The sequence below is a fragment of the Mycobacterium sp. HUMS_12744610 genome (assembly GCF_041206865.1).
Classification (GTDB): Bacteria; Actinomycetota; Actinomycetes; order Mycobacteriales; family Mycobacteriaceae; genus Mycobacterium; species Mycobacterium servetii.
Window position 1 is genome coordinate 47147 of the sequence record NZ_JBGEDP010000002.1, and the last position, 22242, is coordinate 69388.

The 22242-nt window shown below is 65.1% G+C and carries 18 protein-coding genes; 1 reads left to right on the plus strand and 17 read right to left on the minus strand.

Translation table 11 applies throughout. The features are described 5' to 3' along the window. Positions 1-190: 190 nt before the first annotated feature. From AB8998_RS29490 to AB8998_RS29570, 17 genes are all read right to left on the minus strand, one after another. The gene (locus AB8998_RS29490; RefSeq protein WP_029368080.1) at positions 191-520 is read right to left on the minus strand and encodes a histone-like nucleoid-structuring protein Lsr2; all 330 of its coding nucleotides are present in this window, start codon (positions 518-520) and stop codon (positions 191-193) included. After that, positions 520-2970 (minus strand): type VII secretion protein EccE, encoded by a 2451-nt coding sequence (eccE, locus tag AB8998_RS29495; protein ID WP_369741890.1) that lies wholly within the window; start codon positions 2968-2970, stop codon positions 520-522. Before eccE ends, AB8998_RS29490 begins: the two co-directional genes overlap by 1 nt. Continuing rightward, positions 2967-4343 (minus strand): type VII secretion-associated serine protease mycosin, encoded by a 1377-nt coding sequence (gene mycP / locus AB8998_RS29500; protein ID WP_369741891.1) that lies wholly within the window; start codon positions 4341-4343, stop codon positions 2967-2969. Before mycP ends, eccE begins: the two co-directional genes overlap by 4 nt. Then, complete coding sequence (gene eccD / locus AB8998_RS29505; protein ID WP_369741892.1) at positions 4340-5779, minus strand: type VII secretion integral membrane protein EccD; 1440 nt, start codon at positions 5777-5779, stop codon at positions 4340-4342. Before eccD ends, mycP begins: the two co-directional genes overlap by 4 nt. Before the next feature lie 51 nt (positions 5780-5830). Continuing rightward, complete coding sequence (locus AB8998_RS29510; protein WP_369741893.1) at positions 5831-6718, minus strand: AAA family ATPase; 888 nt, start codon at positions 6716-6718, stop codon at positions 5831-5833. A gap of 523 nt (positions 6719-7241) precedes the next feature. Next, positions 7242-7532 (minus strand): WXG100 family type VII secretion target, encoded by a 291-nt coding sequence (locus AB8998_RS29515; protein WP_029368072.1) that lies wholly within the window; start codon positions 7530-7532, stop codon positions 7242-7244. Between the two features lie 41 nt (positions 7533-7573). Further along, complete coding sequence (locus AB8998_RS29520) at positions 7574-7888, minus strand: WXG100 family type VII secretion target (protein WP_369741894.1); 315 nt, start codon at positions 7886-7888, stop codon at positions 7574-7576. Positions 7889-8137: 249 nt separating this feature from the next. After that, positions 8138-9466, minus strand: a complete 1329-nt coding sequence (locus AB8998_RS29525; RefSeq protein ID WP_369741895.1) for a PPE family protein — start codon at positions 9464-9466, stop codon at positions 8138-8140. Between the two features lie 34 nt (positions 9467-9500). Then, on the minus strand, positions 9501-9794 hold the full coding sequence (locus AB8998_RS29530; RefSeq protein ID WP_369633098.1) for a PE domain-containing protein: 294 nt from the start codon (positions 9792-9794) through the stop codon (positions 9501-9503). 106 nt (positions 9795-9900) lie between these two features. Beyond that, positions 9901-14040 carry a type VII secretion protein EccCa gene (eccCa, locus tag AB8998_RS29535; protein ID WP_369741896.1) on the minus strand — a complete coding sequence of 1380 codons (4140 nt, stop codon included), beginning with the start codon at positions 14038-14040 and terminating at the stop codon, positions 9901-9903. Further along, positions 14037-15515, minus strand: a complete 1479-nt coding sequence (gene eccB / locus AB8998_RS29540) for a type VII secretion protein EccB (RefSeq protein ID WP_369741897.1) — start codon at positions 15513-15515, stop codon at positions 14037-14039. The genes eccCa and eccB overlap by 4 nt, the downstream gene beginning before the upstream one ends. Next, positions 15515-17455: a type VII secretion AAA-ATPase EccA gene (gene eccA, locus AB8998_RS29545; protein WP_369741898.1), complete on the minus strand. Its 1941-nt coding sequence runs from the start codon at positions 17453-17455 to the stop codon at positions 15515-15517. The genes eccB and eccA overlap by 1 nt, the downstream gene beginning before the upstream one ends. Then, positions 17452-17817: a hypothetical protein gene (locus AB8998_RS29550; RefSeq protein WP_033721512.1), complete on the minus strand. Its 366-nt coding sequence runs from the start codon at positions 17815-17817 to the stop codon at positions 17452-17454. The genes eccA and AB8998_RS29550 overlap by 4 nt, the downstream gene beginning before the upstream one ends. Next, positions 17814-19205, minus strand: a complete 1392-nt coding sequence (locus tag AB8998_RS29555) for a hypothetical protein (protein ID WP_369741899.1) — start codon at positions 19203-19205, stop codon at positions 17814-17816. Before AB8998_RS29555 ends, AB8998_RS29550 begins: the two co-directional genes overlap by 4 nt. Continuing rightward, positions 19202-19504: a hypothetical protein gene (locus AB8998_RS29560; RefSeq protein ID WP_369741900.1), complete on the minus strand. Its 303-nt coding sequence runs from the start codon at positions 19502-19504 to the stop codon at positions 19202-19204. Before AB8998_RS29560 ends, AB8998_RS29555 begins: the two co-directional genes overlap by 4 nt. 110 nt (positions 19505-19614) lie before the next feature. Next, positions 19615-21093: a PPE domain-containing protein gene (locus AB8998_RS29565; RefSeq protein WP_369741901.1), complete on the minus strand. Its 1479-nt coding sequence runs from the start codon at positions 21091-21093 to the stop codon at positions 19615-19617. Positions 21094-21219: 126 nt separating this feature from the next. Beyond that, on the minus strand, positions 21220-21648 hold the full coding sequence (locus tag AB8998_RS29570) for a type VII secretion target (RefSeq protein ID WP_369741902.1): 429 nt from the start codon (positions 21646-21648) through the stop codon (positions 21220-21222). A gap of 147 nt (positions 21649-21795) precedes the next feature. Between AB8998_RS29570 and AB8998_RS29575 the strand changes: the two genes are divergently transcribed. Then, on the plus strand, positions 21796-22242 hold the full coding sequence (locus AB8998_RS29575) for a helix-turn-helix domain-containing protein (RefSeq protein ID WP_369741903.1): 447 nt from the start codon (positions 21796-21798) through the stop codon (positions 22240-22242).

A 22242-nucleotide genomic window follows, 5' to 3' on the forward strand; every position in this document is an offset into this window, starting at 1 on the left:
GCCTTTTTCAGTGGCAGCATGAAGTAGCGGCTGTGCGCGACGAGACGCTCCCGGTCCGGCACGGCGCGTCTGTTGGATCGTGCCAACATCGGCCGGCGGCGGGATCACGTGCAGCAGACGGTGCGGCGACACGGCACGATCGCGATTGTGTCGGGCTACAGCTGGCCGGCTGCTACATGGCCGTGTTGCGCTACTTCGCGGATTGGGCCTTGTCGTAGGCCTCGATGATCGCCGCCGGCATTCTGCCGCGTGCTGGCACCGTGATGTTGTTCTGTTTGGCCCAGACTCGGATCAGATGCATGTCGTGACGGTGCCGCCCGTTGGTGGGTAGTGACCCGTTCTGGCCGTGGCCATTGACCCTGCGGCTCTTGGCTATCCACGGTGCAAATTGCTCGCGCAAGGCTTTGTCGTTCACGAGGTCGATCTCGTACTCGATCCCATCTAGCCCGAATTGTGTAGTGGTAGCGCCAGATTCGCCGCTGATGTCATCGACCAGTTCGATGGTGACTTTCTTGGCCATTAGGACTCCTCGCGACGTCCGGCGCTACGGGGTGGAGGTACCGCACCTCCTGGCCCGCGGCTTGTCTCGTCGGTGCCATCAGGTGCGCGGTGGCGCCCGTTGGAGTCGCCGTTGCTTTCAGGCAGCGGCGATGAAGCCCCGTCAGGTGCGGACGGCTGGGGCCGTTGCCGAGGGCTTCTCCCGAATGCCTGCGCCCAATCACGCTGCTGACCGGCCGGGGGTGACGTCGGTGGTGTCGACTCGGCGGGTGTGGCCTGATTGTCATGCGGGGGTTGGGTTTCAGGTTCCTGTTGCCCGTTCCGGGTGCGCCGTGGCGGTAGGGGGCTCGGCGGCGGAATGCGCGGTGTGCTGGCGCCACGAGGCGGCGGTCCGGTCCACGGTGCGGCGGCCGGGGGCCGGATCGGTTGTGGTGGCGACGATGGCGGTGGAGGGCCGGGCTCACGTACTGGCGGGGTGACTGGACTGCTGGGCTGAGCAGCAGAAGGCGGTTCGGCAGGTGCCGCCGTTCCCAGGGGTGCCGGCAGGACGGGCTCGATTCCTCGCCCTGGGGCGGTCCCCGGTTGTCTCGCGAGATCGTCGGCGAGGTCGATACGGGTACGGGTTGTATGGTCCGCTGTCTGCGGCTTTGTGTCCTGGGGGGCTTCCCGTCCGCTTGGCTGCTGGGCAGGCCGCGCTGGTGTGGGCCGCGGCCGGGTGGCGGGCGGGCGAGGCCGGATGGGGGCTTTTGGACGGTCGGCTTGCCGCACTGGGCCCCTGGCGGTGGTCGGTTGAGGACTGACTCCCAAGATCCGCCGTTCCTCGTGGGCGGGCACGGAGCGTACTCGCGCGCTGAGCCCGGTCCTGATCTTGAGGGTGAAGCCGAACTGATCGTCGGTGTCGACGAGTTCGATATCGGCATCGCATGCCTCGTCGTCGGTCAGGACGGTGACCTGCGGTAGGTGCTCGGGCCAGTCCTTGTCGGTGTCGATGACCAGGACGGTATCGGGGTCCAGCCCTGCCAAGCCAAGTGCGCCGGAACCATGTTGCAACGCGATCGCGGTGTCGCCATCACTCAGATCGTCTTCGTCGTCAGCGGTCCAGCCACCCGGATAGTCATCGAGGATGTCGCCCGACACTGCCAACGACACGATGGGCTGCCACTTGTCGCGTTCATCGGTGATGATCAGCAGCGGTCGGCCGGTGACGCTTGCCCGCAAAGCGGCTTGCCGTAGTAGCACTGAGCTTTGGCACAACACGGTGATCGGCCCGGACAACGAGAGGTGGACCGAGGTGTGGTCGCGGGGATCGCCGATCGACCCGATCAGTGGGCCGGCGGGCCCGAAGGGCAGCATGGGGGCAGCCGAGCGCAGCGCCGCCGCCGGCAAGGGCGCCGTGACTGGTAGATAACCGATCCGGAACTGCTGCCACATCGCTTTTTGGACGCCGTAGAGCGGCCCGAGTCGCGACACCGGAGGCGCCGGCGGTCGCGCATCCGTGCGGTATCGCACCAACGCGGCGATATTCGTGGTGCCATTGGCTCCTGGTGTCAGCCGCACCAGCGTGGTGACCGACTGCGACAGCGGCCAGGTCCACCACTGCGCGGCATCGTCACCAATATGTGCAGGGTCTGCGTAGTAGACCCCGGTGAAGCCACTGCGGCCCTCCAGGTGCGACCAGTGGTCGGCGATCGGCGCATCGACATGCAGCAGCGCGTTGACAGCATCGATCGCTTCGGCGCTGGCGGGGCGGGCGTCCAGGCCGGAACTTGCGAGGGTGTCCGCGATCCGCAGGCACGTCACCGCGGCGACGCGTAAAGCTGCCTCGGCGTCACCTCCCCGCCGGTCGATAGCGGCAAGGTTGTCGTGCAGGTCGGTCCGCACCACGATCCAGCTGCGCCGTTCGGCGGGGGCCACGGTGGGGCCAGTTATCTGCTGGTACAGATCGGCGAATCCGCCCGCGGCGCGGAAGCCGTCGCTGATGATGTCCGCGGTGTTCACCCCGACGTCGAGGACTCGGCCAACCAGACCGGCGATCTCGCCGATGTCGAGCACGTTGGCTGTCCGTTCTTCGGTGTCGGTGACCACCGACGGTGACAGCGGGTCACCATGCAATTCGACAAGGGTGATCAACTGCTCGTTTTCGGCTACAACACCGATAGGCACACCGTTGATGAAGACGTTGCGGGCCGGAGGCGGGGGCTCGGCCGCGACTGAACGTCGGTGACGCAGCCATGCCCACCAGGTGGACATCCAATGAGTGAGAGCGACGTGATAGATCGTGATGAAGACGATGAGCATCAAGACGATGGGCACGGCAGCTACTGCGGCGGGGTGCAGCCGACCACCGGTGGCCATGACCCAGGCCATCCCGGCAAGGATTGTCAGCACTGTGCGGGTCACTGTGACCCGCACGCCGAGCATCGGCGGTTTGGTGAAACCCTGTGCGCTGTTTGAGGACATGTTGCTGCTCATGGATGGCTCTTTCGACGCAGGGCCGCCCAGGCGCCGATCGCCAGCAGGATGGCGCCGGCGATGCCGAGCACAAGGTAGGTGGCGGTACGGCGTGGTGTGTAATCCGGCGGGGGTGGCGGCGGGGCCGGATGGATGATGTTGTTCACCGGCAGCGTCGGCGCGGGATCGGCGACATTCCAGGTCAATGCGGCGAGCGGGTCCACGACGCCCCAGCCGACCGAGGGATCCGGTGTGGTCGGCCCCGCGTGGGCAGTGGCTTTGAGCCGGTGCATCACCTGGTAGGCGTTCAAGTCAGGATATTTTTGCCGTACGAGCGCCGCGACCCCGCTGACGTAGGCAGCGGAGTAGGAGTCACCGAACATCGGCACCAGGATCTGGTCTTGGCCGGGTAGACCGTTGACGAGGTGCCCATCGGGGAAATTGCCTGTGCTGACAATGTTTTCACCCGGGGCAGCCAAGTCCACCCAGGGCCCCTGCAGAGTCGTGGTGGACGGTGTGCCGTCGTTTTGGACCGACCCTACGGCCAGCACGTCGTCGGCCCACCAGGCAGGTGACGCGATCGTCACCACATTGGCCCAGCTCGCCGGGTCGGTGCCGGGCGGCGGCGGGTTCTGTCGGCAGTCGCCACCGGTGTTACCCGCAGCGACCACGACGACGACGTTGCGTTCGGCCACCGCCCAGTGCAGCGCGGCGCCGAGCTCGCGATCGTCGGCATGGCGCACTGCTTTCATGCATGACACCATCGAAATGTTGATCACCGTGGCGCCCAGGTTGACGGCATGGACCACGGCGCGGGCCATCGCGCGGAGATCGATTGCCGTCTCAGTGAGGTTGGGATCGTCAGACTGGTCTGGGTTCTGCAGCCGGTAATGGGCCGATGACTGCCGGATGCTGATGAGTGCCGCATCAGGTGCGACGCCGACGAACGCGTCACCCGGATTCGGTGCTGCGCCAATGATTCCGGCGACCAACGTCCCATGTGCATCGCAGTCGGTGAGCCCGTCACCATCAGTGACGTAGTCCCCTCCGGGACGGAGGTTGCGTAGCCGCGGATTGGGAGTCACTCCGGTGTCGATGACGGCCACCGTCTGCCCGGCGCCTGTGGCGAACGGCCTTGTCGCATCGAGATTGAGTAACCGCCATCCTGGGGGCGGGTCTGCGAAATTCGATCCAGGCAGCACGCCGGGTACTTGGCACTCCGCCAACAGCTGCATAGGCTGCTCCGGCCCGACGGTGTCGGGCGGCACAGCCGCGGCGTCGATTGTCGGTGGAGTCAGCGCGTGGGCAAGTCCTGCGCCGGAGAACACCGCCATCAACACGCTGATGACGCACACCATGAACAGTCGGTAAACGAGGGGCCGCACCGCTTTCACCCGATCCTCAGATCGCGAAGGACCGCGAAGATCCCGGTGACCCAGGCGGCCAGCGGATATACGGTGACCAACGCGATCCAGCCGAAGATCTCGATCAACCGGGCAACTCTCGGATTGACGCCTCGTGGGGTCACTACCACCGCAATGGTCACCAGTACGACGATGGATCCCACCACCACGGCCAGGACCACCGCGGGTTTCCAGCCGTCATGCCAGGCCAGCAGGAGCCGCGCCGCGGATCCCACGATGACCAATGCCGCGCCAGCGAGCATCGAAAAGGCTTGCAGCGCATTCGACATCGTGCGACCCCAGATGATCAGAATGATCGCGACGCACGACACGATGACCAGTTCAATTTTGTGGTGGTAGGAGTGCGGATCCATCGTGAACACCGCGGCTGCGGCCGTTGTCACGGCCGAGGCAACGACGAGCCCGGTGGTCATCTCCACGGCCCGCTGCGACCTTAGTCGCACCGTCGCAAGCTCCCGCTCTCCGATCTCGCCACCGACTTCGATCGTTTCGCCGTCGGCCGGCACTCTGGGCAGGGTGATCCGGGCCAGCCCCGCTGCGATACCGCTCGCGTTCTGTAGGCCGATCAGGCCGGCGATGAGGACGCCGGCGCCGATCGCCGAGGGACGCAGATTCGTGTACTCGGCCACAGCACAGATCACGGCCACGATGGCCATCAACGCGCTCAGCGCCGTGGTGATGGCCAGGTGGCGCCGGGTCAGCAGCAGCGCGCAGACGGCACCGACCGCAACACCCACTGCTGACACCATGACGTGCGGGATCCCTGGCGACGCAGTGCGCTCCGAGATGGGAATCACTTGTCCCACAACAGCTGTGGCCGCCACCCAGACTACGGTCCAGGCGGTGGCGGCGTCGCTGCTCTCGTATCGGCGCGACGCCGACCACATTCCGGTGAAGGCCACCACGGCGCCGATACCGCCGACCAGCACCCACCACCATGAGTAGGAGCTGCGAATCCACAGCAGCCACTGCGCAGCGCAGACCGCGATGCCCCCAAATGCTAGGCCGGCGAGCCCGGCCTGGCGGGCGGCGTGCACATTGAATGGCCGGCCCGCGGCCGCAGCCGCGGTCGCTGCGGCGGCGATGACGTCCTCGGTGACCTTGCGGTACCGCTCGGTGGATTTGACCGCCCGCAGTTCGAGAACCGCGCCGTCGGTGACGCGAGCGTCGTGAAGGGACTGGTCGGGCTTGAGCGGTCCGCCGGTGCGTGCCAATGTCCACTGGCTACCGGCCGGGGCGGTGATGGGGTCACCGTCGCTGAGCTGGTCGACGACTTCGCCGATGTAGTCGCTGATGGGTGATTGGGTCGGCAGCACAAGATCCTGCTGGCGAGCCTCCTGCTCGGAATCGCCGTACCACACCGCGACACGCGAGAGAGCCGTCCCGTTGGTCGTCGGCGCCATCATGCCTCCTGATCCGTTTGAGGGCCGGATTGCCCGTGAGGAACGCTGGGTGCGCTAGCTGGCGGTTTTGGGGAAAAGGTCTGAGACCGCTGCAGCGACTTCGAGGTATCGCCGACGACTCTTCTTCGACAGCAGCTTCAGGTTGATCTCGCGGCCCTCGTGCACGTGCCGATCGAACGGGGTGACGAAGATCCGTTCCTGCGGAATCTTGCGCGTGAACTGCTCCACTACTTTGTCCACCACCACGTTGGGCTTGCCGGCCTCTGTGTGGTTGATGATCAGCACCAGGTTCTCCAGCAGTTTGAGATATCCGTTGTGGCGCAACCAGTCCAGTGTGTGATCGGTCTCTTGTAGGGCATCGATGGAGGCGTTGGTGACGACCACCACGGCACGAGATTCGTTGAGGACCGCCTTCATCAGGTCGGACTTGAGGGCGGTGCCGCAGTCCAGCAGCACTACCGAGTAGTACTCCTGCAGCAACGCCATCGCCGCCTCGAAGTCCTCTCGTTCGACGGTGCGCTCTGCACGGGCGAAGTCGGGCTGGGCGAGCACCTCCAGTTTTGACACCTTGTCGGAGGAGGTGTGGGCGCGCACGTCGTGATAGCGGCTGACCGATGGGTCGGAGACCAGTTCGATGATGCTCAGGTGGGTCTCGCGGCCGTGGCGCTCGGTGAGGTTTCCTGAGTCGTTGTCCAAGTCGACGGCGATCACCTTGTCGCCGCGGACATCGCACATGATCGAGCCGAGCGCCTTGGTGGCGGTCGTCTTGCCGACGCCGCCTTTCAGGTTGAGAACAGCGACGGTGAATGTTGTGCGAACAGGGCGAATCACGCGCTCTTTAAGGCTGATTTCGTATCGTTCGTCTTTGCCAGGCCCGATTGTTATACCCGGAAGGATCTTATTTAGCGCGGCACGCCATCCGTGTTCGGCCGGGACCGACATCCGCCGCACATCGGTCTTATCGAGCGCGACGTATTCCGAGTCGTCGCGAACGTCTCGGCGAGCGAGCACGCGGGTGGCCGGAACCGACGCCGCAGGGGGCGGCGAATAGGGACGGACCTGCTCGGGCTCCGCATACTGGGCTGGCTGCTGGTGGTGCCCGGGTGGCTGCGGTCGCTGCCGATAGGGACGGCCCTGCTCGTAGGGGTGGGGCGGCGCCTGGTTAGGGGCACCCTGCCAGTCGCTGCGGTCGACGATCGTGGTCCTCTCTTCCGGTGATTCAGCGGCTGATCCTGGACCCTGTTGCGGTGGGTTCTGCGGCGGGCTGACGGGGGGCCCTTGCGGCGGTCCGCCGGCGGCGGGGCCCCGCGAAAAAGCTCCGTAATACGGGTCTTGTTCGTTGCTCATAGCTTTACCGTAACACCCTTCTGTGCCGAATTACACGGGCACAAAACCATAGGTAAAAATATAGCGGCACGGGCTGTTTATACCCGTGCCGCTATATTTATCTCGTGGTGTGTTGGCGTCAGCCACCAAAGGACGACGCGTTGATCTGCTCCTGGTGCGCGGTGTTGTTGGTCGACTCCTCCACCGCTGTCAGGTAGGAGTCGACGGCCAGCTTGAAGTCCTGGCCGTGCTGGTTGAGCGTGCGCTGCTCCAGCGTCCACATGTCCGACGCCTCGCCCTGCCAGACGGAGGCACCCTGGGCGAGGTCGCCTTCGAGCGCCTCGTTCTGACCCTGGATGGTGTTGGCGTGCCCGCGCAGGACACCAACAGCCCCGTGAATCGAGGCGAAATCCCAAACTTGCTGTCCCATAGCTATTTAGCTCCTTGTCTTGAGAGGTTGATGGGGTGATGTCAGAAGGGCAGCGATGCGCTGGACTGGACAGTTCCGGCGCCGTCGGAGTCGACGTTGACGTAGCCGCCGGCCGACTGCCCAACCCGCTCGGAGATGCTGTTGAGCTGATTGACCAGCTGCATACCGACCTCGTGGAGGTGCTGGGCCTTTGCCTGGGTGGCGGTACCCGTTTCACCGACGAGCCGGCCCTGCAGCGCCTGCACTTCGCTGAGGAATGAGGTGAGGGTTGCCTGCTCGGCCTGCGCGGTCGACCCGATCGAGTCGGCCACGGCCTTCTGGGCTGCGGTGTCGGTGTTCAAAGCCTGAAGGGCCATGGAATTTCACTCCTTTTGTGTTTGTGCCGTGTGATGCGATTGTCGATATTGCAGATCAGCCGTTGATCCGCGGTGCACTGTCTCGGTGATCAAACCCCCTCTAGAGGTAGGCCCGCGCCCAGAGACAGTGACGACGCGGAGGCTTACAGTGGATCCCGTCTCTCATACCAGCCAAAACGATCTCCGCGGCATACGCAAGAGGACCGCCAGGCACCCCCCTTTCGCTCGTTTGACCAGGTCGACTGGCCATTACCGTTCGTCGAACACTTCGAAGCCCAATGCCGCCACCACCGGCTTCTCCTCGGCCACCGGTTCGTCGAGGGCAACCGAGGAACTCTCCCCGCGGCCATGGGCTCCCGCCATGGGCCCCATCATCCCCGTTCCGCTGCCGACGGCACTGGCGCCGCCAGTGGGCGCCGCCGTCGTGCGCACAACCTCTTCAGCCGACGCCGTGGGAGCCGGCGCGGGCTGCGCCCAACCGGCCGGTGAGCGAAGAGTTGATGTGCCACCGGAATTGGCCGCCGACAGCAGGCCCGCGCCGCCGTATCCGCCGCCCGCGGAGCCGACCGGGCTTGTACCGTAGGCGCCGAGCTGATCGGTGGAGCCGAAATGCGAGACAAGGTCTGCCGGGGAGATGTTCTGATTTGCCAGATCCCCGCCTCCCATGTTCTGGAATATCGACGTGATCTGCTGCAGCGGTTGGGATGCCGTCTGCATCAGCTGTTGCGGAGCCTGACCCACGACCTGTCCGGCCTGTGAGAACTGCTGGGGCACCTGAGACGCCATCTGGGTTGCCATCTGCGTCGCCATCTGGGTGCTTTGAGTCGTCTGACCCGCCCCGTCCTGCGCGGCCTGCGTGCTGGCCTGCTGGCCGGCCAAGTTGCCCGCCGTCGCCGCGAGCTGACCCATCTGTTGCGCCTGCCCCCGGGCGGCACCCTCTGTTGCTGCGACCTGCAGTTCCGCCAGCAACGCGTCGCGACCCATGCTGGCAGGCAGCTGGGCTGCTGTCTGCGCCAGGATCTGCGCCAGACCGGCTTCGGGCATACCGGGTGCCGCCATGATGCTGGGTGCGATGGTGAACGGCGGGAACGTGGTGTTCACTCCGGTGGCCGCCGAATACCCATCCATCGCCCCGGCGGCACGGTTCCAGAGCACCACCAGGTATTCGAATTCGTTCATCCCTATCGGAATGGTGTTCACACCCAGGAAGTTCGTCGCTTCCAGTACCGCGTGGGTGATGTGATTGGCGGCGATCTCACCGAGTGTGGGAGTCTCGACCACAGCGGTTCCGTAGCTGCCTCCTTGGGCGGCCGCGGCCGCGGCCCGCTGTTCGGCCATCGCGATGATCGACGCCATCCAGGCGAGATAGGGCTCGAATGCGGCCTGGGCCTTGGAGGCCGCCGCCCCTTGCCAGGCCGCTGTCACCATGGCGATCTCAGCGCGCAGCGTGGCCATGGCGGCGGTGAAGTCGGCTGCGACAGCCTGCCAGCCGGCCTCGGCTTGCATCCAGGGCTCGACGCCCGCCCCTGCGATCAGCCGCCCGGTATTGAATTCGGGCGGCATCCCATGCCATTCCATTGACCGCTATTCCCCCGTCGGGAAAACCTCTCGGTTAGAGCACCGTGACAGCGCCGGCAGCGTCGACAGCCTCATAGGCGGCCGCGACCGACGTCATACCTTCAGCGGCCAAGCCCAGCATCGCTGTGCCCTCCGCCGAGGTGGCGCTGAAATCCACTCCCTGTGCGCTGAACGCAGTGGAGGCCAGCATCGACACCGTGTCGATACCCGACGGCACCAGCCCCGATACCACGGGCATCGCGGCGGCCGTCGTGGCGCCCTGCTGAGCGGTGACACCCGTGACGCCAACCCCTCCAGCCAGCAATGCTTCGGAATTCACCTGCAACATGTCGAAAACTCCTTCCCTCGGAACACACCCATGAATGAGAGCCTTACACGTAGGTCAATGACCTGCAATAGGACCGTTATACCCTCCAGTTCGACATTCGCCATCCTCAGAACGAGCCGGTGCCCGGCAAAGCCTTCTCCAGTTCGGGCACCACTGGCGTCTGGATCACCTCCTGCCCCTCTGAACTCAGCAGGATGCCGCGACCTTTCGGCTTGCGATCCAGCCGCACCGTCAGTACCGGCCCCTCGCTGCGAATGCCATCCATGATCAGGTTCGATCCGCCGGCCTCGTTGTTGAGCTTGGGCAGCGAGTTCCCGGAGCCGAGCATCCGGTTGGCGGTCACCATCGGACAGGCCACCACCGAGTGGATGCCCATCATGGGTGCGTTGCCCCAGTGCTCGGCCAGCGGCGCGAACCCCGCCGGCGCGGCGTTGGCCACCGACGAGTAGTCGTCGACGAACAAGAAGATCTCCGGGCCGCTCCACCAGGACCGTGCCCGCCGCTCCTGAATGGTTTCGGTGCCTTTCAGGCGCCGGTTCTCCAGCGACCCGGCCACGCCCATCATCACCGGCGCAAGATCGGTCGGGCTGGTCACCAGGCTTGATCGTGCCACGGTCTTCTGGATCTTCGGCGGCGCCGAATACTCGCCTGCCTTGTACTGCGGGTTGGCAACCTTTTCGATGGCATCCCAGCGCAGCAGGTAATCTTCGTCGATGGCATCGAGAAGTTCGGATCCCTTGAGATCCACGACGAAGAACCTGACCTCATCGGGGGTGAATCGCGACGTCAGCGACTTCATCATCGCGGCGATCAGATGGGTCTTTCCGCACTTGGGGCCGCCGAAGATGTTCAGGTGGCGGCCGGACATGAAGTCAAACAGCACCGGTGACAGATCCTTTTCGTAGAGACCGATCGGCACCGTCCACTTCGAGCCCGTCCAGTCGGCGGGCACGTGCAGCTTCGACGCCTCGACCCTCTCGGGAAGAACCCGCACCTGCCGGGCGCCCTCGCCCTGCCACGTCGCGCTGATTTCAGCGACCGCGGCCTCCAGCCCGGCGTCATCGACGGCTTCGACCTCGTCCAGCCGGGGTGCACCGATCATCAGGTGCAGGTGACTGGCCAGATCGAGTGCGCGACCCGGCACATCGGCCGGGATCGACTCGGCGAGCTTCTTGTTGTTGACCCCGGACAATTCGGGCGAGTTCAGTTTGAAGTCGATGCGTGTGCTGAAGCTTTGGTTGAGGCTGCGTCCAAGCGTCGAGAACACTTGCACGGCGACGACGACGTGCACACCGACCGCCAGACCGCTGTTGGTGATTTCGGCGAGTGCCGGCACAAGATCGTCGTGGTCTTCCTTGAACGCATCGAACCCGTCCACGAGCAACAGCACGTCGCCGAAGCCGTCATCGGGCGCTGTTCCTTCCGCGACCTTGTCGCGGTAGCTGGCCATGCCCGTGATCCGGAGCTTGCGAAACAGCTCTGATCGCTTCTCGATCACCTCCGTGACCTCGGCGAGGACGCGCGATACCGCGTCGTTGTCGCGGCGCAGCGCAACACCGCCGACGTGCGGCAGCCCTTCCAGAGCCAGCAGCTTGCTGTCGGAGCTGAAGTCCAGACCGTAGATCTGCAGCCGCCGCGGGCTGTTGAGTTTGGCTGCGGCGATCGCCAGGGTCTGCATCGCCACAGACTTGCCGGATCTGGTGCGGCCCAGCATCGCCAAATTGTTCTCCGCCAGATCGACGGTGAACACCTGCTGGGCGTGCTTGTACGGCACGTCGAGCAGCCCGATCGGCAAGGTCAGTACCGCCTTGTCGCCGGCGTGCAGTCCGCTGTCGGCGACAAGACGGCCCACCGGCCGTGGCTGCAGCAGCGGCGGCAGCCACAACTTGAAGCAGTCGGTGCCGTGGCCGGCAAGTTGGTTCAGGATGACGCTCCCAACCTCGGGCGCGTTGTCCATCTCTTCGGCCGTGCGTTCTACCGGCGCCGCCTCCACCTCATCGTCGGTGTCGTTCTGGCCTGGGATGGGCACGGCGGTCACGGTGAATGGCGCGACACCGGTGATACCGCCCACGGCGCTGCGATCCCCACGCCCCACAGTCAGCTCGTCGGGCGGGAAGTACAGTTCGGTGGGGTTGGCGGCCCGGAAGTAGCGGGGCTCAGCACCTCCGACCTTCAGGTAGCCCTCACCGGGTTCGGTGAGGTAGTAGGCCGCCTTATCTTCGATCGCGGCCTGCGAGTCCTGCCCGCTGGCCGTCTTCATCGCGATCTTCCATCCGCAGTTGGACAACAGCTGTCCTACCGATACGCCGGTCAGCGACTGCGTCGCCAGCATCAGGCAGATGCGGTCGGCGCGGCCCTGGCGGGCCAGGTGCTCGTAATCGTCGCGGAACTCGGGATGGTCTTTGAGCAGCGCGGTGAACTCGTCGGTGACGATCAATAGTGTCGGGAACGGTGGGATCTGCGCGCCCCGCTCGCGAGCCTTGAGGTAGGTTCGCGCGTCCCGGAACTTCTTGCCGGTCGTCGCCATCCCCATCTCGCTGCGCAGTCGCTGCCGACGTTCCACCTCACCGCGCAGCACGGCACTGAGGCGATCGATCATGTCCTGCGAACTCAGGTTGGAGATGATCTCGACGGTGTGCTTGAGCTTCTCGAATCCGTCGAACGTGGACTCACCCTTGTAGTCGATGAGGACCAGGTTCAGCTCCTCGGGGGTGTGAAGAGCGACCAGCCCCAGAAGCAGGTTGACCAGCAGCGTGGACTTTCCCGAGCCGGTGTATCCGAGGATCAGGCCGTGCGAGCCCATGCCCTGCTCGGCTTCCTCCTTGATGTCCACCTCGACCGGCGCCCCAGCCTTGTCCCAGCCGATCGGCGTGCGCATCCGGCCCCGGTCGCCTTCGGGGTGACGGCGCCACAGGCTGTTGCCCATCACGCCCAGGTCGTCGACCCCGTGCAGGCTGGCCCACGAATGAACGGCCTTGCTTGGATCGCTGGTCCGCCCCGACACGGCCTGCTTGTCGGTCACGGCGCGCCAGCGTGCCATCTGCCGCGCAATCTGACGTGCCTGCGCGACCCCCACGTTGTCGACGGCACTGAGCCAGTTGGTCAGCGGATCATCGGCGGTCATCTTCCGTTTGCGGGCCCGCCCGTCCGGGGCGACCTCCACCCGGGCTCCCATGACTTCGAGCCCGTCTTCGTCCTCGCCGCCGCGGCGCAGCACGGTAACGGCTTCCATGCCTTCGCCGCATCCGGCGATGCCACGCTCGACCCGGTCGGCGACGACGATGAGCCACGGCTTATTACCCGTGAACGCTTCATCGGCGGAGAAGTCGCCTCGGCCGGCGAGGATCTTCTCCAGCGCGGCAGGTCCGTCGGCGGGGGTGTAGACCATCCGCTCGGTGCCCATCGCGTCGCGCCGATGCGGGTTCTGGTTGTGCGGAAGCCATTTGATCCAGTCCCATTGCTCGGGATGATCCGTGATGACTGCCACCAACACCAGATTCGGTGGATGAAATACCGCCAGCTGCAGCAGCATCGACCGAATAACCCCAAGCACGTCGCCGGTCCCGAAGAACTGCACGCTGCGGTGAGTCTTGAGGTCGATGATGGTCGGCATTCCCTCGACGGCGCGATGAGCGCGAAAGAACCGCTCACCGAACACCCGGCATACCGGCTCGGTCACGTTTTCGGGCGGCGCATCGACCATCTTCATACCTCCGCCGAGCCGCTGGCGTGCCACGCCGGCTCGTACGGACAAGAAGTAGGTCGGATCCTTGGCGGGACGCGACCGTTCCCAGGTCCGCGGTCCACCGACCATCGCCGCCAGGGCACTAGGCGGAGGCGCAAAGTGCGCCAGATAGTCATACTGTGCGACGGCGCGCTTGTAGACCTTCGTTCGCAGGTTCGACAGCATCTCAAGGTACTTGCGCCGAAGCGCGTTGATCTCAGCGGTTTTCGGTCCACCGCTGTTGCCGTACCCACCCATCATGCCCAGAGCCGACGCAGCGAACATAAGCGGAAACATCAACATGTACGGGCTGGTAATCTTCCTGACTCCAGAGGCCAGGAAGATGCCGATCATGCCAATGATGGCGACCACCATCAGAATTGGCAGTAGCTTCTGCCACTTACTCGGGGGGACAACCTCTTTGATCTCCGGGGGTGGCGGAACCTCTGTTTCGACACTGACTTCTTTGCCGTCCGGTACTTCTACACGGCGGCGCGGCGGAATCCATGGTTCTGTGCTCAATTCCCGCTCTTCCCTCCGTTGAGAACAACCGCCAGCGGCGAGGGTGGCACCGTGTCCTGCGCTACAAGTGCCGCTTCTTTGGATAGTCCGGGCCCAGCCGCCAGGATCGCCAGGATCGCCCAGGGCGCCGGCAGCGGTGAGGACAGGCCCAACGCCGACGCCGGCGAGGTACCTCCGGTGTCTCCCTGGTTCATGAAGCCGTAGCGGACGCCCCGATCGGACACCCACCATTGCGTTTCCGTCGCTGGCGAGCGGGGGTCCGAACCTGTTGTCCGAACGTAGAATCCGGATCCGGGTGCCGCATACATCGACACGGTGGGCCGCGATACCAGGTCATGGCGCCACAGGGTGCGCTGCTGTTCAGTGAGGGGAAGCGCGGGCAGGAACGCCAGAGCCGGGGTGGCTTGCTGTTCGCCCGCCTTCTTCTTCCACTGCCAGCAGGTCACCGGATCGGTCAGGCTCGCCACCGAATGCAGGGCTTTCTCGGGGAACATCGAGGTGTCCAGGCCCGGGGATGCCGCGGGGAGCCGCGCGACGACGTCTTGCGATACCGTCGGGGCGACGTTGGCGCCGAATGCATTGGTGTTCCGTAGAACCGAGGCCATCACTTCGGGGATCTGCTGGACCCCCTCGGGGAGGACGACGTACCAACTCACTGAATTTGCTTGCGGGACGCGAAGGACCGAGCCGATCACCACGCCCGGCGCGACGGGATATGCCGGCGGAGCACCTGCGTCGGGAACGACCGGCGAGGTGATTGGACGGCTCGCCGGTATGGCGTTGAACAGATCCTCGCTGATGACGTCGACGCTGGGGAATCGTTGCAGCCCCAGGCCGAGGACCAGCGCGGTGTCGTCGATGTTGATCTTGCGTCGCACGCCGTTGTTGACCAGCCACGTGGCCTGGTCGGGCCCCTGCACAATGCGGGCCGCCGATGGATCCACCTCAAGGATCTGTTGCTGGTCGCCGGCGATGACCGCTGTGTGCGTCTCGGGCTGCGCGGTGCCGGGCCGGTCGATGACATCGCAGGCGCTCCACACCGAGTCGGTCTGCGATGGCTGAAACACCTGTTCGGGGGCTCCGGCGATGCCCACCAGCGGTCCTCGCGGCATGTCCTGCACCTCTTGGGGTTTGACCTGCGCAGCCTTGTCGGGGTTACCGATGATCAGCTGGGCTGACACCAAGTTGAGGACCGGGTAGAGCTTGTTGTCGATGGTGACGTACAGCTGGGAGGAGTCGCGCGCCTGGACGATGCGTGAGTTGTCCCGTAGCCCTTGGGGTTTGAAGTAGGCCAGCGCGACCGCCGCCAGGCAGATTAAGGCGACCAGCGCGAATCCGCTGAGCTGCGCCATCGCTGTGGACCGCGCCGGGTCGTGACGCATAGTTGTGTCGTACCGGGTCAGCGCATGGTTGAGCCGGGCCACCAGGAACTTGTAACCGCTGACTTGAAGTTTGGAGGTGGGGATGAAGGGCATTAGACCACCTCGGCCAACACGGCGGTGAGATCGATTCCGCTGGTGCTGGATTCAGCGTCGAGGATCTTCTGCAGCGCCCGCACCATGTCAGGACGCGCGATGGTCATGAGCAGTTCTTCGTCAACGTCGTCGTCGCCGGACAGCGCCTCGTCGTTGCGAACGTCGCGGGCGTCGGCGGCGTTTTCCAGCGCCTTTCGGACGAACCGGCCGTTTCCAACGATATCGATCGCACTGCGCGTCGTTGTGGTCATGGCCGCCAGTTGGTCACGGGCGTAGCGAATCAGAGCGTTACGGCGCTCCGTGTCCGCGCCGCTGTCACGCAGCGCAGCGAGCACACCATCGAGCAGCTCGACCGGGTCGCGATTCTGCGCGGTCGTCGACAGCGCGCTGAGCTTCTCACAGACCGTACGTAGAAGTTCGATCGTGTCAGCAGCGAGCGTGTCATCTCGACCTGCGGCCAGCGCTTGCGCGATCTCGACGAGTTCGTCTGGGGTATAGGTGGTGAACCGGAAGCGATGCGCGAATCGTGTCGCCATGCCCTCGTTGGTTGCCAGCACCTGGTCGATTTCGTTCTCGTAGCCGGCGATGATCACGACGAGCCGGTGCCGCTCGTTTTCGATGTGGGTAAGGAGGGTGTCGATTACAGCTTTGCCGAAGGCATCCGCGTTGGAGCCCTTATTTTCGGCGCTCACCAGCGAGTAGAACTCGTCAATGAACAGCACACCGTCCATGGCCTGACGAACGTATGCCTCAGTCTTGGCTTCCGAATCGCCAAGGTGCTGACCGATGAGCTGCTTAGCCGACACCGTGATAACTTTGCTGGTCTTGACGATTCCGAGACCGCACAACGTCTTCGCGATGACGTTGGCCACTGTGGTTTTACCAGTGCCGGGCGGCCCGATGAAGATCATGTGGTTGGCCGCAGCCGGGGTCTTGAGACCAAGTTTGCGTCGTTTCTCGGCCATCCGGATCCGCGACCGGAAGGTCCGGACTTGTTCTTTCAGGTCGTACATGCCCACTTGGGCGTCGAGCTCGGCGGTCGCCTCAGCGAGCTTCTCGGCGCGTTCGGTGGCTGCGCGCGCCTCGGCGAGATCTGCGGAACTGGGACCGGTAGCCGGATCCCAGGGATCAGTACGTTCTGCGATCGCCTCGACGGTGGTGAGCTGAAGACGGATGCCCTTGTCTTCGAGAGCAGCGCTCACCTCCGGCGACGGCGCGGCGGCGTTGACCTTTCGCATGAGGTCTTTGGCGCTGTCTTCGTCTCCGCGCTCCCGCGCGATCAGCGCCGAAAACCACTGCGCCACGGGCACCGCCTCGGACAACGTCGTCTGCTCGGAAACCGTCCTCAAATAGCCGGCGGCCTTATCGAACTGACCGAGATATGCATGGGCAATACCGAGCGCTAATTCAACTGCGACCTTGAGCACCGCATCCCTGTCGAACAATGCAAGGTGCTCGCTCAGCGTATCGATCACATCCGGCCACCGTTGAGCCCGGTAATAGATCGCAGCTTTCACCCACGCCGTCACTGAGGTCGGTGTGGCCTCCGCCAAGGCGTCGATCGCCTCGGCATAGTCGGGAGGGTTGCCCGTGGCCAAGGAGCTCGCCAGCGCCGCGGCGAGCGCCGACTGGTCATAGATCGGCTGCTCCAGCGCGACGATGCCCATGCCGATGTCGAATCGCGGCCACAGCTGTGCCGCAGTGATTCCCATCCGGCTGACTTGCGCGTGCATCTGCTGGCGAGCGCGCCACGCGCGGTACATCGTGCCGGACGCGTTGTCGCCGCACAGCATTCGGCCCAGCCAAGCGTCGCACATCGCCGGGTCGAGATCGGAGGCAGCGGTGAAGTACCGCATCGCCTGTTGGTGGTCAGCGTGACCGCCGTCCAGGAGCCCCAGAGCAGCAACACCGGCTTCGAAGTTCTCTGTTGCCGCACTCATATGGCGTACCTCCTGGCGAATTCGGCGGCTTCCATCTCCCGGTACTCCTCGGGCGTCGGCAGCTTCTGCACACGGCGATAGAAACGGTCCATCCGGTCGGGATCACGCCCCTCAGCGGCCACCGTCGCCAGCGACCACAGCCGCAGTTCCATACGGTATTTCGCGCGGGCAAGCTGTCCCAGAGCAACGATCTCCCGACCCAGGTCGACATCACCGAGGTCCAAGGCGTCATCGTCGAGCATCAGTGCACTGACCTGCCCCCGTCCGTTGCAGCTCACTCCAACCGATCCTGACGGGTTGTAGACAGAGAATTCCCGCGGATAGAAATCTTCGATGTCAGGTATCGCCTTCTCGGTTGTCACGCGCTCACGTCCCTGTCTGAATCCTGATGCCACGTACCGTTAGCGAGCATCGACACAATCTCGCCGAGTTCTTGGTGCCCGGGTGCGACAGTGAGCCCGCGGCGCGCATAAGCCAGGGCCATGTCGGGTTGCTCGACGTGCCGGGCGGCAAGCTCGCGGCACACGTTCGCGACCAGGGTTGTCATCGCAGGCAGCGCCTCAGTGACGACCCATGGTGGCGAATCGGCGCCGAACAGTGGCCCGGTGACGAGTTCGGCGGCGCGCGCGAGGTTCTCGGTGGGTGAGGTCACTGGATCGGATCCCACCAAAGCGACGAAGCGCGCCCAGTCGCTGTCGAGTTCGATGCGGTAACCGTCCTCTGTCGCCACGGGTTGCAGCCCGCGGCGCCGGATTTTGCTCATCGCCACGTGAAAGCTCTTCTGTTTCTGGCGTTCCGGCCCGTAGAGCAGTTCACACAGGTGCGTTGTCGTGATCGGCTGAAGCAGCGCGATCGCCCCGATGATCTGCTGCTGCATAGGTTGCAGCGCTACCCCGTCGGAGTCAGTGACCTCGAAACGGCCGAACACCGTCATCAATCCACCGTGGGGAGCATCATCGGCAGTGCCGGTGGAGTCCTCTGCCGCCGGTTCGGCGGTCTGAGCAGTCGGGTCTTGTCTGGGTTCGGTTGGCGTTGAATCAAAGTCAGTGGCTACGGTCGGTTCTGCGTCGTCGGTGGACGCGACCGTCGGCGTCGTCGGTACGACTGCTGGCCCCTGCCCGTGCTCGTGGGCGCGGTCCGCCTGCTCGGTCGCGACAAGTGGTTCAGAAGTGCCAGGGGACGTCACTGCCGACTCCGCAGGGATCCGCAGCGGACGCACGGGCCAGGAAGTTCCGGCGGCGAGTATGTCCACCCAGCCTGGCTGTGCTCCGTCGATGAGCGGATCAGCGATGACGACCGTCGCGTCCGGGCTCTCGCTGAGCCTCACGCCTGCCAGTGTCTGGTCGTCCCCTTCGGCGCCTTGAATTTGCGCCTGCAGTACCCAACTGTCGATCAGCTCAGCGCGGCCGTGGCACAGCACACCGATCTCGTCGATGGCCAATGCGTTGACGGCGATGACCTCGTGTTCTCCGACACCGACCACAACCAGAACCGGATCTGCTGAGGAATCACGCAGTCCGGGCTCGCTGCCTCGCGGCGCCCGCAGCCAGCCCGGCTCGTCGTCCGGCTCCCAGGGGGATGGCAGCCGCCCTGGCTCGGCGGAAAATTTCACGCGGATCCAGTTCGGGTCGATGCGCACGACGATCACCCGTGAGGAGGTCAATGAGTGCACCCCTCCCAGGAGCCGGCGTGCGGCACCGGTGAGGCATTCACTGACCAGCTCCGCCGGGGTGATGACGGCAGCGGTCATGCGTGCGACCTCTCGGCCGAACCGTTGTGATCGTCGGAGCCGTCAGCAGCAGCTGCGGAGGTGTCGGCCGAGCCGAACCACAACTCAGTGTCCAGTTCGGGTGCTGCCTCGCGGGCGGCCTCTCTGCGGCGGTCGTTGAGCACCGCATAGCATTCGCGGAGGCCAGCCATGATGACGTCGCCCAGTTGCGACGCGCTGTACCGCTGAGTGACGCCTTCGCCGAGATAGACGTCGGTGACCGTGCCCCATCCATCGACTTCCGGCATGACATCCGGATCATCCGGTGCTGCCCGCCGCACCCGCAGATTGTTGAATGCCGCGTCTTGGACCGCACCGATCGCGTCGCCCAGGCGCTGACTCTTGGCCAGCCATTCCTCTACCGCAGGATGATATGCCACCCGTCGTCCCCCTACGTTTCTGTCGGCCGGGAGCGCTTGCGCTGGCCCGCGATCGGTTCGCTCACTTCAACGCTGTCTTTGACCAAGGGTTCGTCGGGGAACCACTCGGGGTTTCGGTCGATCTCTTTGCCGTCGGCTCCCTTGTTGCCATGGGGCATCATTCCCATCGGCATCATTCCGCCACCCATTGGCGTGCCAGCACCGCGCGGAACCGCGGTGGTCGGCACCGCGGTGGTGCTAGCGGGCGGCGGCGCCGGAGCCGGCGGCGCGGCCTGCTCCGGTAGACCAGCAGGCATGGTGCGGCCGCCGCCAGCGCCACCTCCACCGCCGAGACCACCAAGTGGGTCACCTCCAGAACCGAGCTTGCTCAAAGGATTTCGCGGTGATCCACCACCTGCACCACTTGACGGTGAACCACCCATTGCGTTGCCAAGCTGGCTCGCGGCCTGGCTGGCAGCCTGCGTCGCCTGCTGTCCGGCCTGCTGGATCTGCTGACCGACCTGGCCGAGGGACTGACCGATCGCACTGGCCACCTGCGTGGGAATCGACATCAACGTCTGCATCATCTGACCGGCCAGCTGCCCCGTCTGGTTGGCCGGATCGCCCTGCCCCGTCGGATCTGCAGCCTGAGACAGCGGGTCATCAACTGTCCCAAGTTCTTTGGCGCCCTGGTGCGGCAGGTGAGGATCACCGTCACCACCGATGCGCGGAGAATCCCCCGGGTGGTTCACGTCCTCGTTGGTCCCCCCAGCACCTTGCCCGAAGGTGGTCATCGTCTTTGCCGACACCTCCTTCATCTGGGTCATCTCACCCTCATGCTGAGCGGCATCCGACGCGCCGCGAGGATCCCCCGCATTGGCCCTGGCCGCTGCCGCCAGAAACAACTGGCGCGTCTGCTCGTAGTCCTCGGCGCGAGGATGGTCGGCGACAGCCGTGCTCCAGTGACTAGCGACCTGACGTGCTGAATTAGCTTGTGCACCAGCAGCCGTCGCCGAATTCTCCATCCAGCGCCCGAAATCCTGCAGCTTTACCGACAATGCCTCAGCATCCCTGCCTTGCCACGACGCGGGAAGCCCTCCGGCGAGCTGCTGCAACGACTGTGCGGCCTGGCTGAGATTGGTCGCGGCGGTGTCCCAGCCCGTGGCGTGCGCTTCCAGACCGCTCTCACCGGCGCCGGACCGCAAAGCCAGGTCGACCATGTCAGGTTCAGCAGGAACAGTGGCCAGCGCCGCCGGCATGTCGAAAGGCAGGTCCGGGATCGTCACCGCCGGCGGAGCAGGGATGTCGGACGGGGTCACGGCAGCAGCCGCTGCTGCCGGAGTTCCTTGACCGCCCACATTCGCGGCGCCCTCGGCGTCGGTGACGACGTAACCGGTCAACGCTGCGGTCACCGCTTGGCCGCCCTCGGACAACCGAGGGATGCCGGCCGCCAGCTGAGAGCTGAGCTTGGCGGCGTTGACGGCAACCCGGTTGGTCGCCGCGACGGACACCGGGTCAGAGCCCGGCGGTAGCGGCGGCGGGATGGCCGCCGGAGCGCTCAGTGCCGCGGCCGCTGCCGACAGGGCCGCGGCAAGCCGCGGTCCAACTTCGGCAGGGTCGACGCGTACACCAGCCACTTACAGCGCACCACCTGCCGCGGCGTTCACCGCAGTCGCCCCTGCATGGTCGGCATCCTCGTATCGGCCGGCCGCGTTGGCGAGGTTGTCCCCCATTGCAGAGTGTTCACCGCTGGCACCGGTTGCCTGCTCGCCGACGCCATCGAAGAACGCCCGCATCGCGGTGCCCACCGGCGCAGCGACCGGCCCGTGGCAGCGCAGGAATTCCTGCTCGACGTCGGCGATCCACTGTTTGCATGCGCGGCTGTAGTCATCGAGTTGCGACGCCGCCGCGGCGTTGCCGTCGGCGGCGGTGCGAAGCGATGCGGGATCAACGGAAATGCGCTCTGAACTCATGCGGTAATGATCTTTCAGCCTATAGGGGTTTTCAACAGGCCTGCCACCGCTCACTACGGATTGCTCAGCAACTGCAGTCGCGACACCGGACATGAGCCCACTCCCGTCTTTGCTCGCTAATCTATACCGATAATGTACTACGCTAACATGTGTCTGTATGGGGCGCCATCGGTCACACTGCCAATCTATGACGGCCACCCCCTGCGAGCACACATCAATAGCCTCCCCCAAGGCCGCCCCGTGAGCCGCCGCGTCCTGCGCGGATTCGACCCCTCCGCATTCTCCCAGGCCCGCGAAGCCGCCGGCATGAGCCGCAAAGATCTGGCCCGCCTCGCTCGAACCGGCCGCGCCACCATCGACAACTGGGAGACCGGCCGAGTCACCCCACAGATCGACGTCCTCGTCCGCGCCGCCAAGGCTCTCAACGCCCCCCTCGACACGTTCGTCAACATCCCCCCTAACCAGCGATATCCTGGCGATCTGCGCGTCTTACGCGGGCTAACACAACCCCAGCTCGCCAACGCGACCGGCCTGAGCACCACCACCATCGGCTCCATCGAGCGCGGCGAAGTCACCCTGTCCGATGCCAACGCCCAGGCCATCGCCGCCGCCCTCAAACTGAGCCCTCAGACCTACCAGCAGGCCTTCGAACGCGTCCGTACACGGCCGCCCGGCACGCCGGCGTAG

Bases quoted from the DNA above. Each gene is read 5' to 3' on its own strand.
- AB8998_RS29490 (WP_029368080.1), bottom strand. From the start codon at position 520: ATGGCCAAGAAAGTCACCATCGAACTGGTCGATGACATCAGCGGCGAA.
- eccE (WP_369741890.1), bottom strand. From the start codon at position 2,970: ATGAGCAGCAACATGTCCTCAAACAGCGCACAGGGTTTCACCAAACCG.
- eccD (WP_369741892.1), bottom strand. From the start codon at position 5,779: ATGATGGCGCCGACGACCAACGGGACGGCTCTCTCGCGTGTCGCGGTG.
- AB8998_RS29510 (WP_369741893.1), bottom strand. From the start codon at position 6,718: ATGTCGGTCCCGGCCGAACACGGATGGCGTGCCGCGCTAAATAAGATC.
- AB8998_RS29515 (WP_029368072.1), bottom strand. From the start codon at position 7,532: ATGGGACAGCAAGTTTGGGATTTCGCCTCGATTCACGGGGCTGTTGGT.
- AB8998_RS29520 (WP_369741894.1), bottom strand. From the start codon at position 7,888: ATGGCCCTTCAGGCTTTGAACACCGACACCGCAGCCCAGAAGGCCGTG.
- AB8998_RS29525 (WP_369741895.1), bottom strand. From the start codon at position 9,466: ATGGAATGGCATGGGATGCCGCCCGAATTCAATACCGGGCGGCTGATC.
- AB8998_RS29530 (WP_369633098.1), bottom strand. From the start codon at position 9,794: ATGTTGCAGGTGAATTCCGAAGCATTGCTGGCTGGAGGGGTTGGCGTC.
- eccB (WP_369741897.1), bottom strand. From the start codon at position 15,515: ATGCCCTTCATCCCCACCTCCAAACTTCAAGTCAGCGGTTACAAGTTC.
- eccA (WP_369741898.1), bottom strand. From the start codon at position 17,455: ATGAGTGCGGCAACAGAGAACTTCGAAGCCGGTGTTGCTGCTCTGGGG.
- AB8998_RS29555 (WP_369741899.1), bottom strand. From the start codon at position 19,205: ATGACCGCTGCCGTCATCACCCCGGCGGAGCTGGTCAGTGAATGCCTC.
- AB8998_RS29570 (WP_369741902.1), bottom strand. From the start codon at position 21,648: ATGTCCGGTGTCGCGACTGCAGTTGCTGAGCAATCCGTAGTGAGCGGT.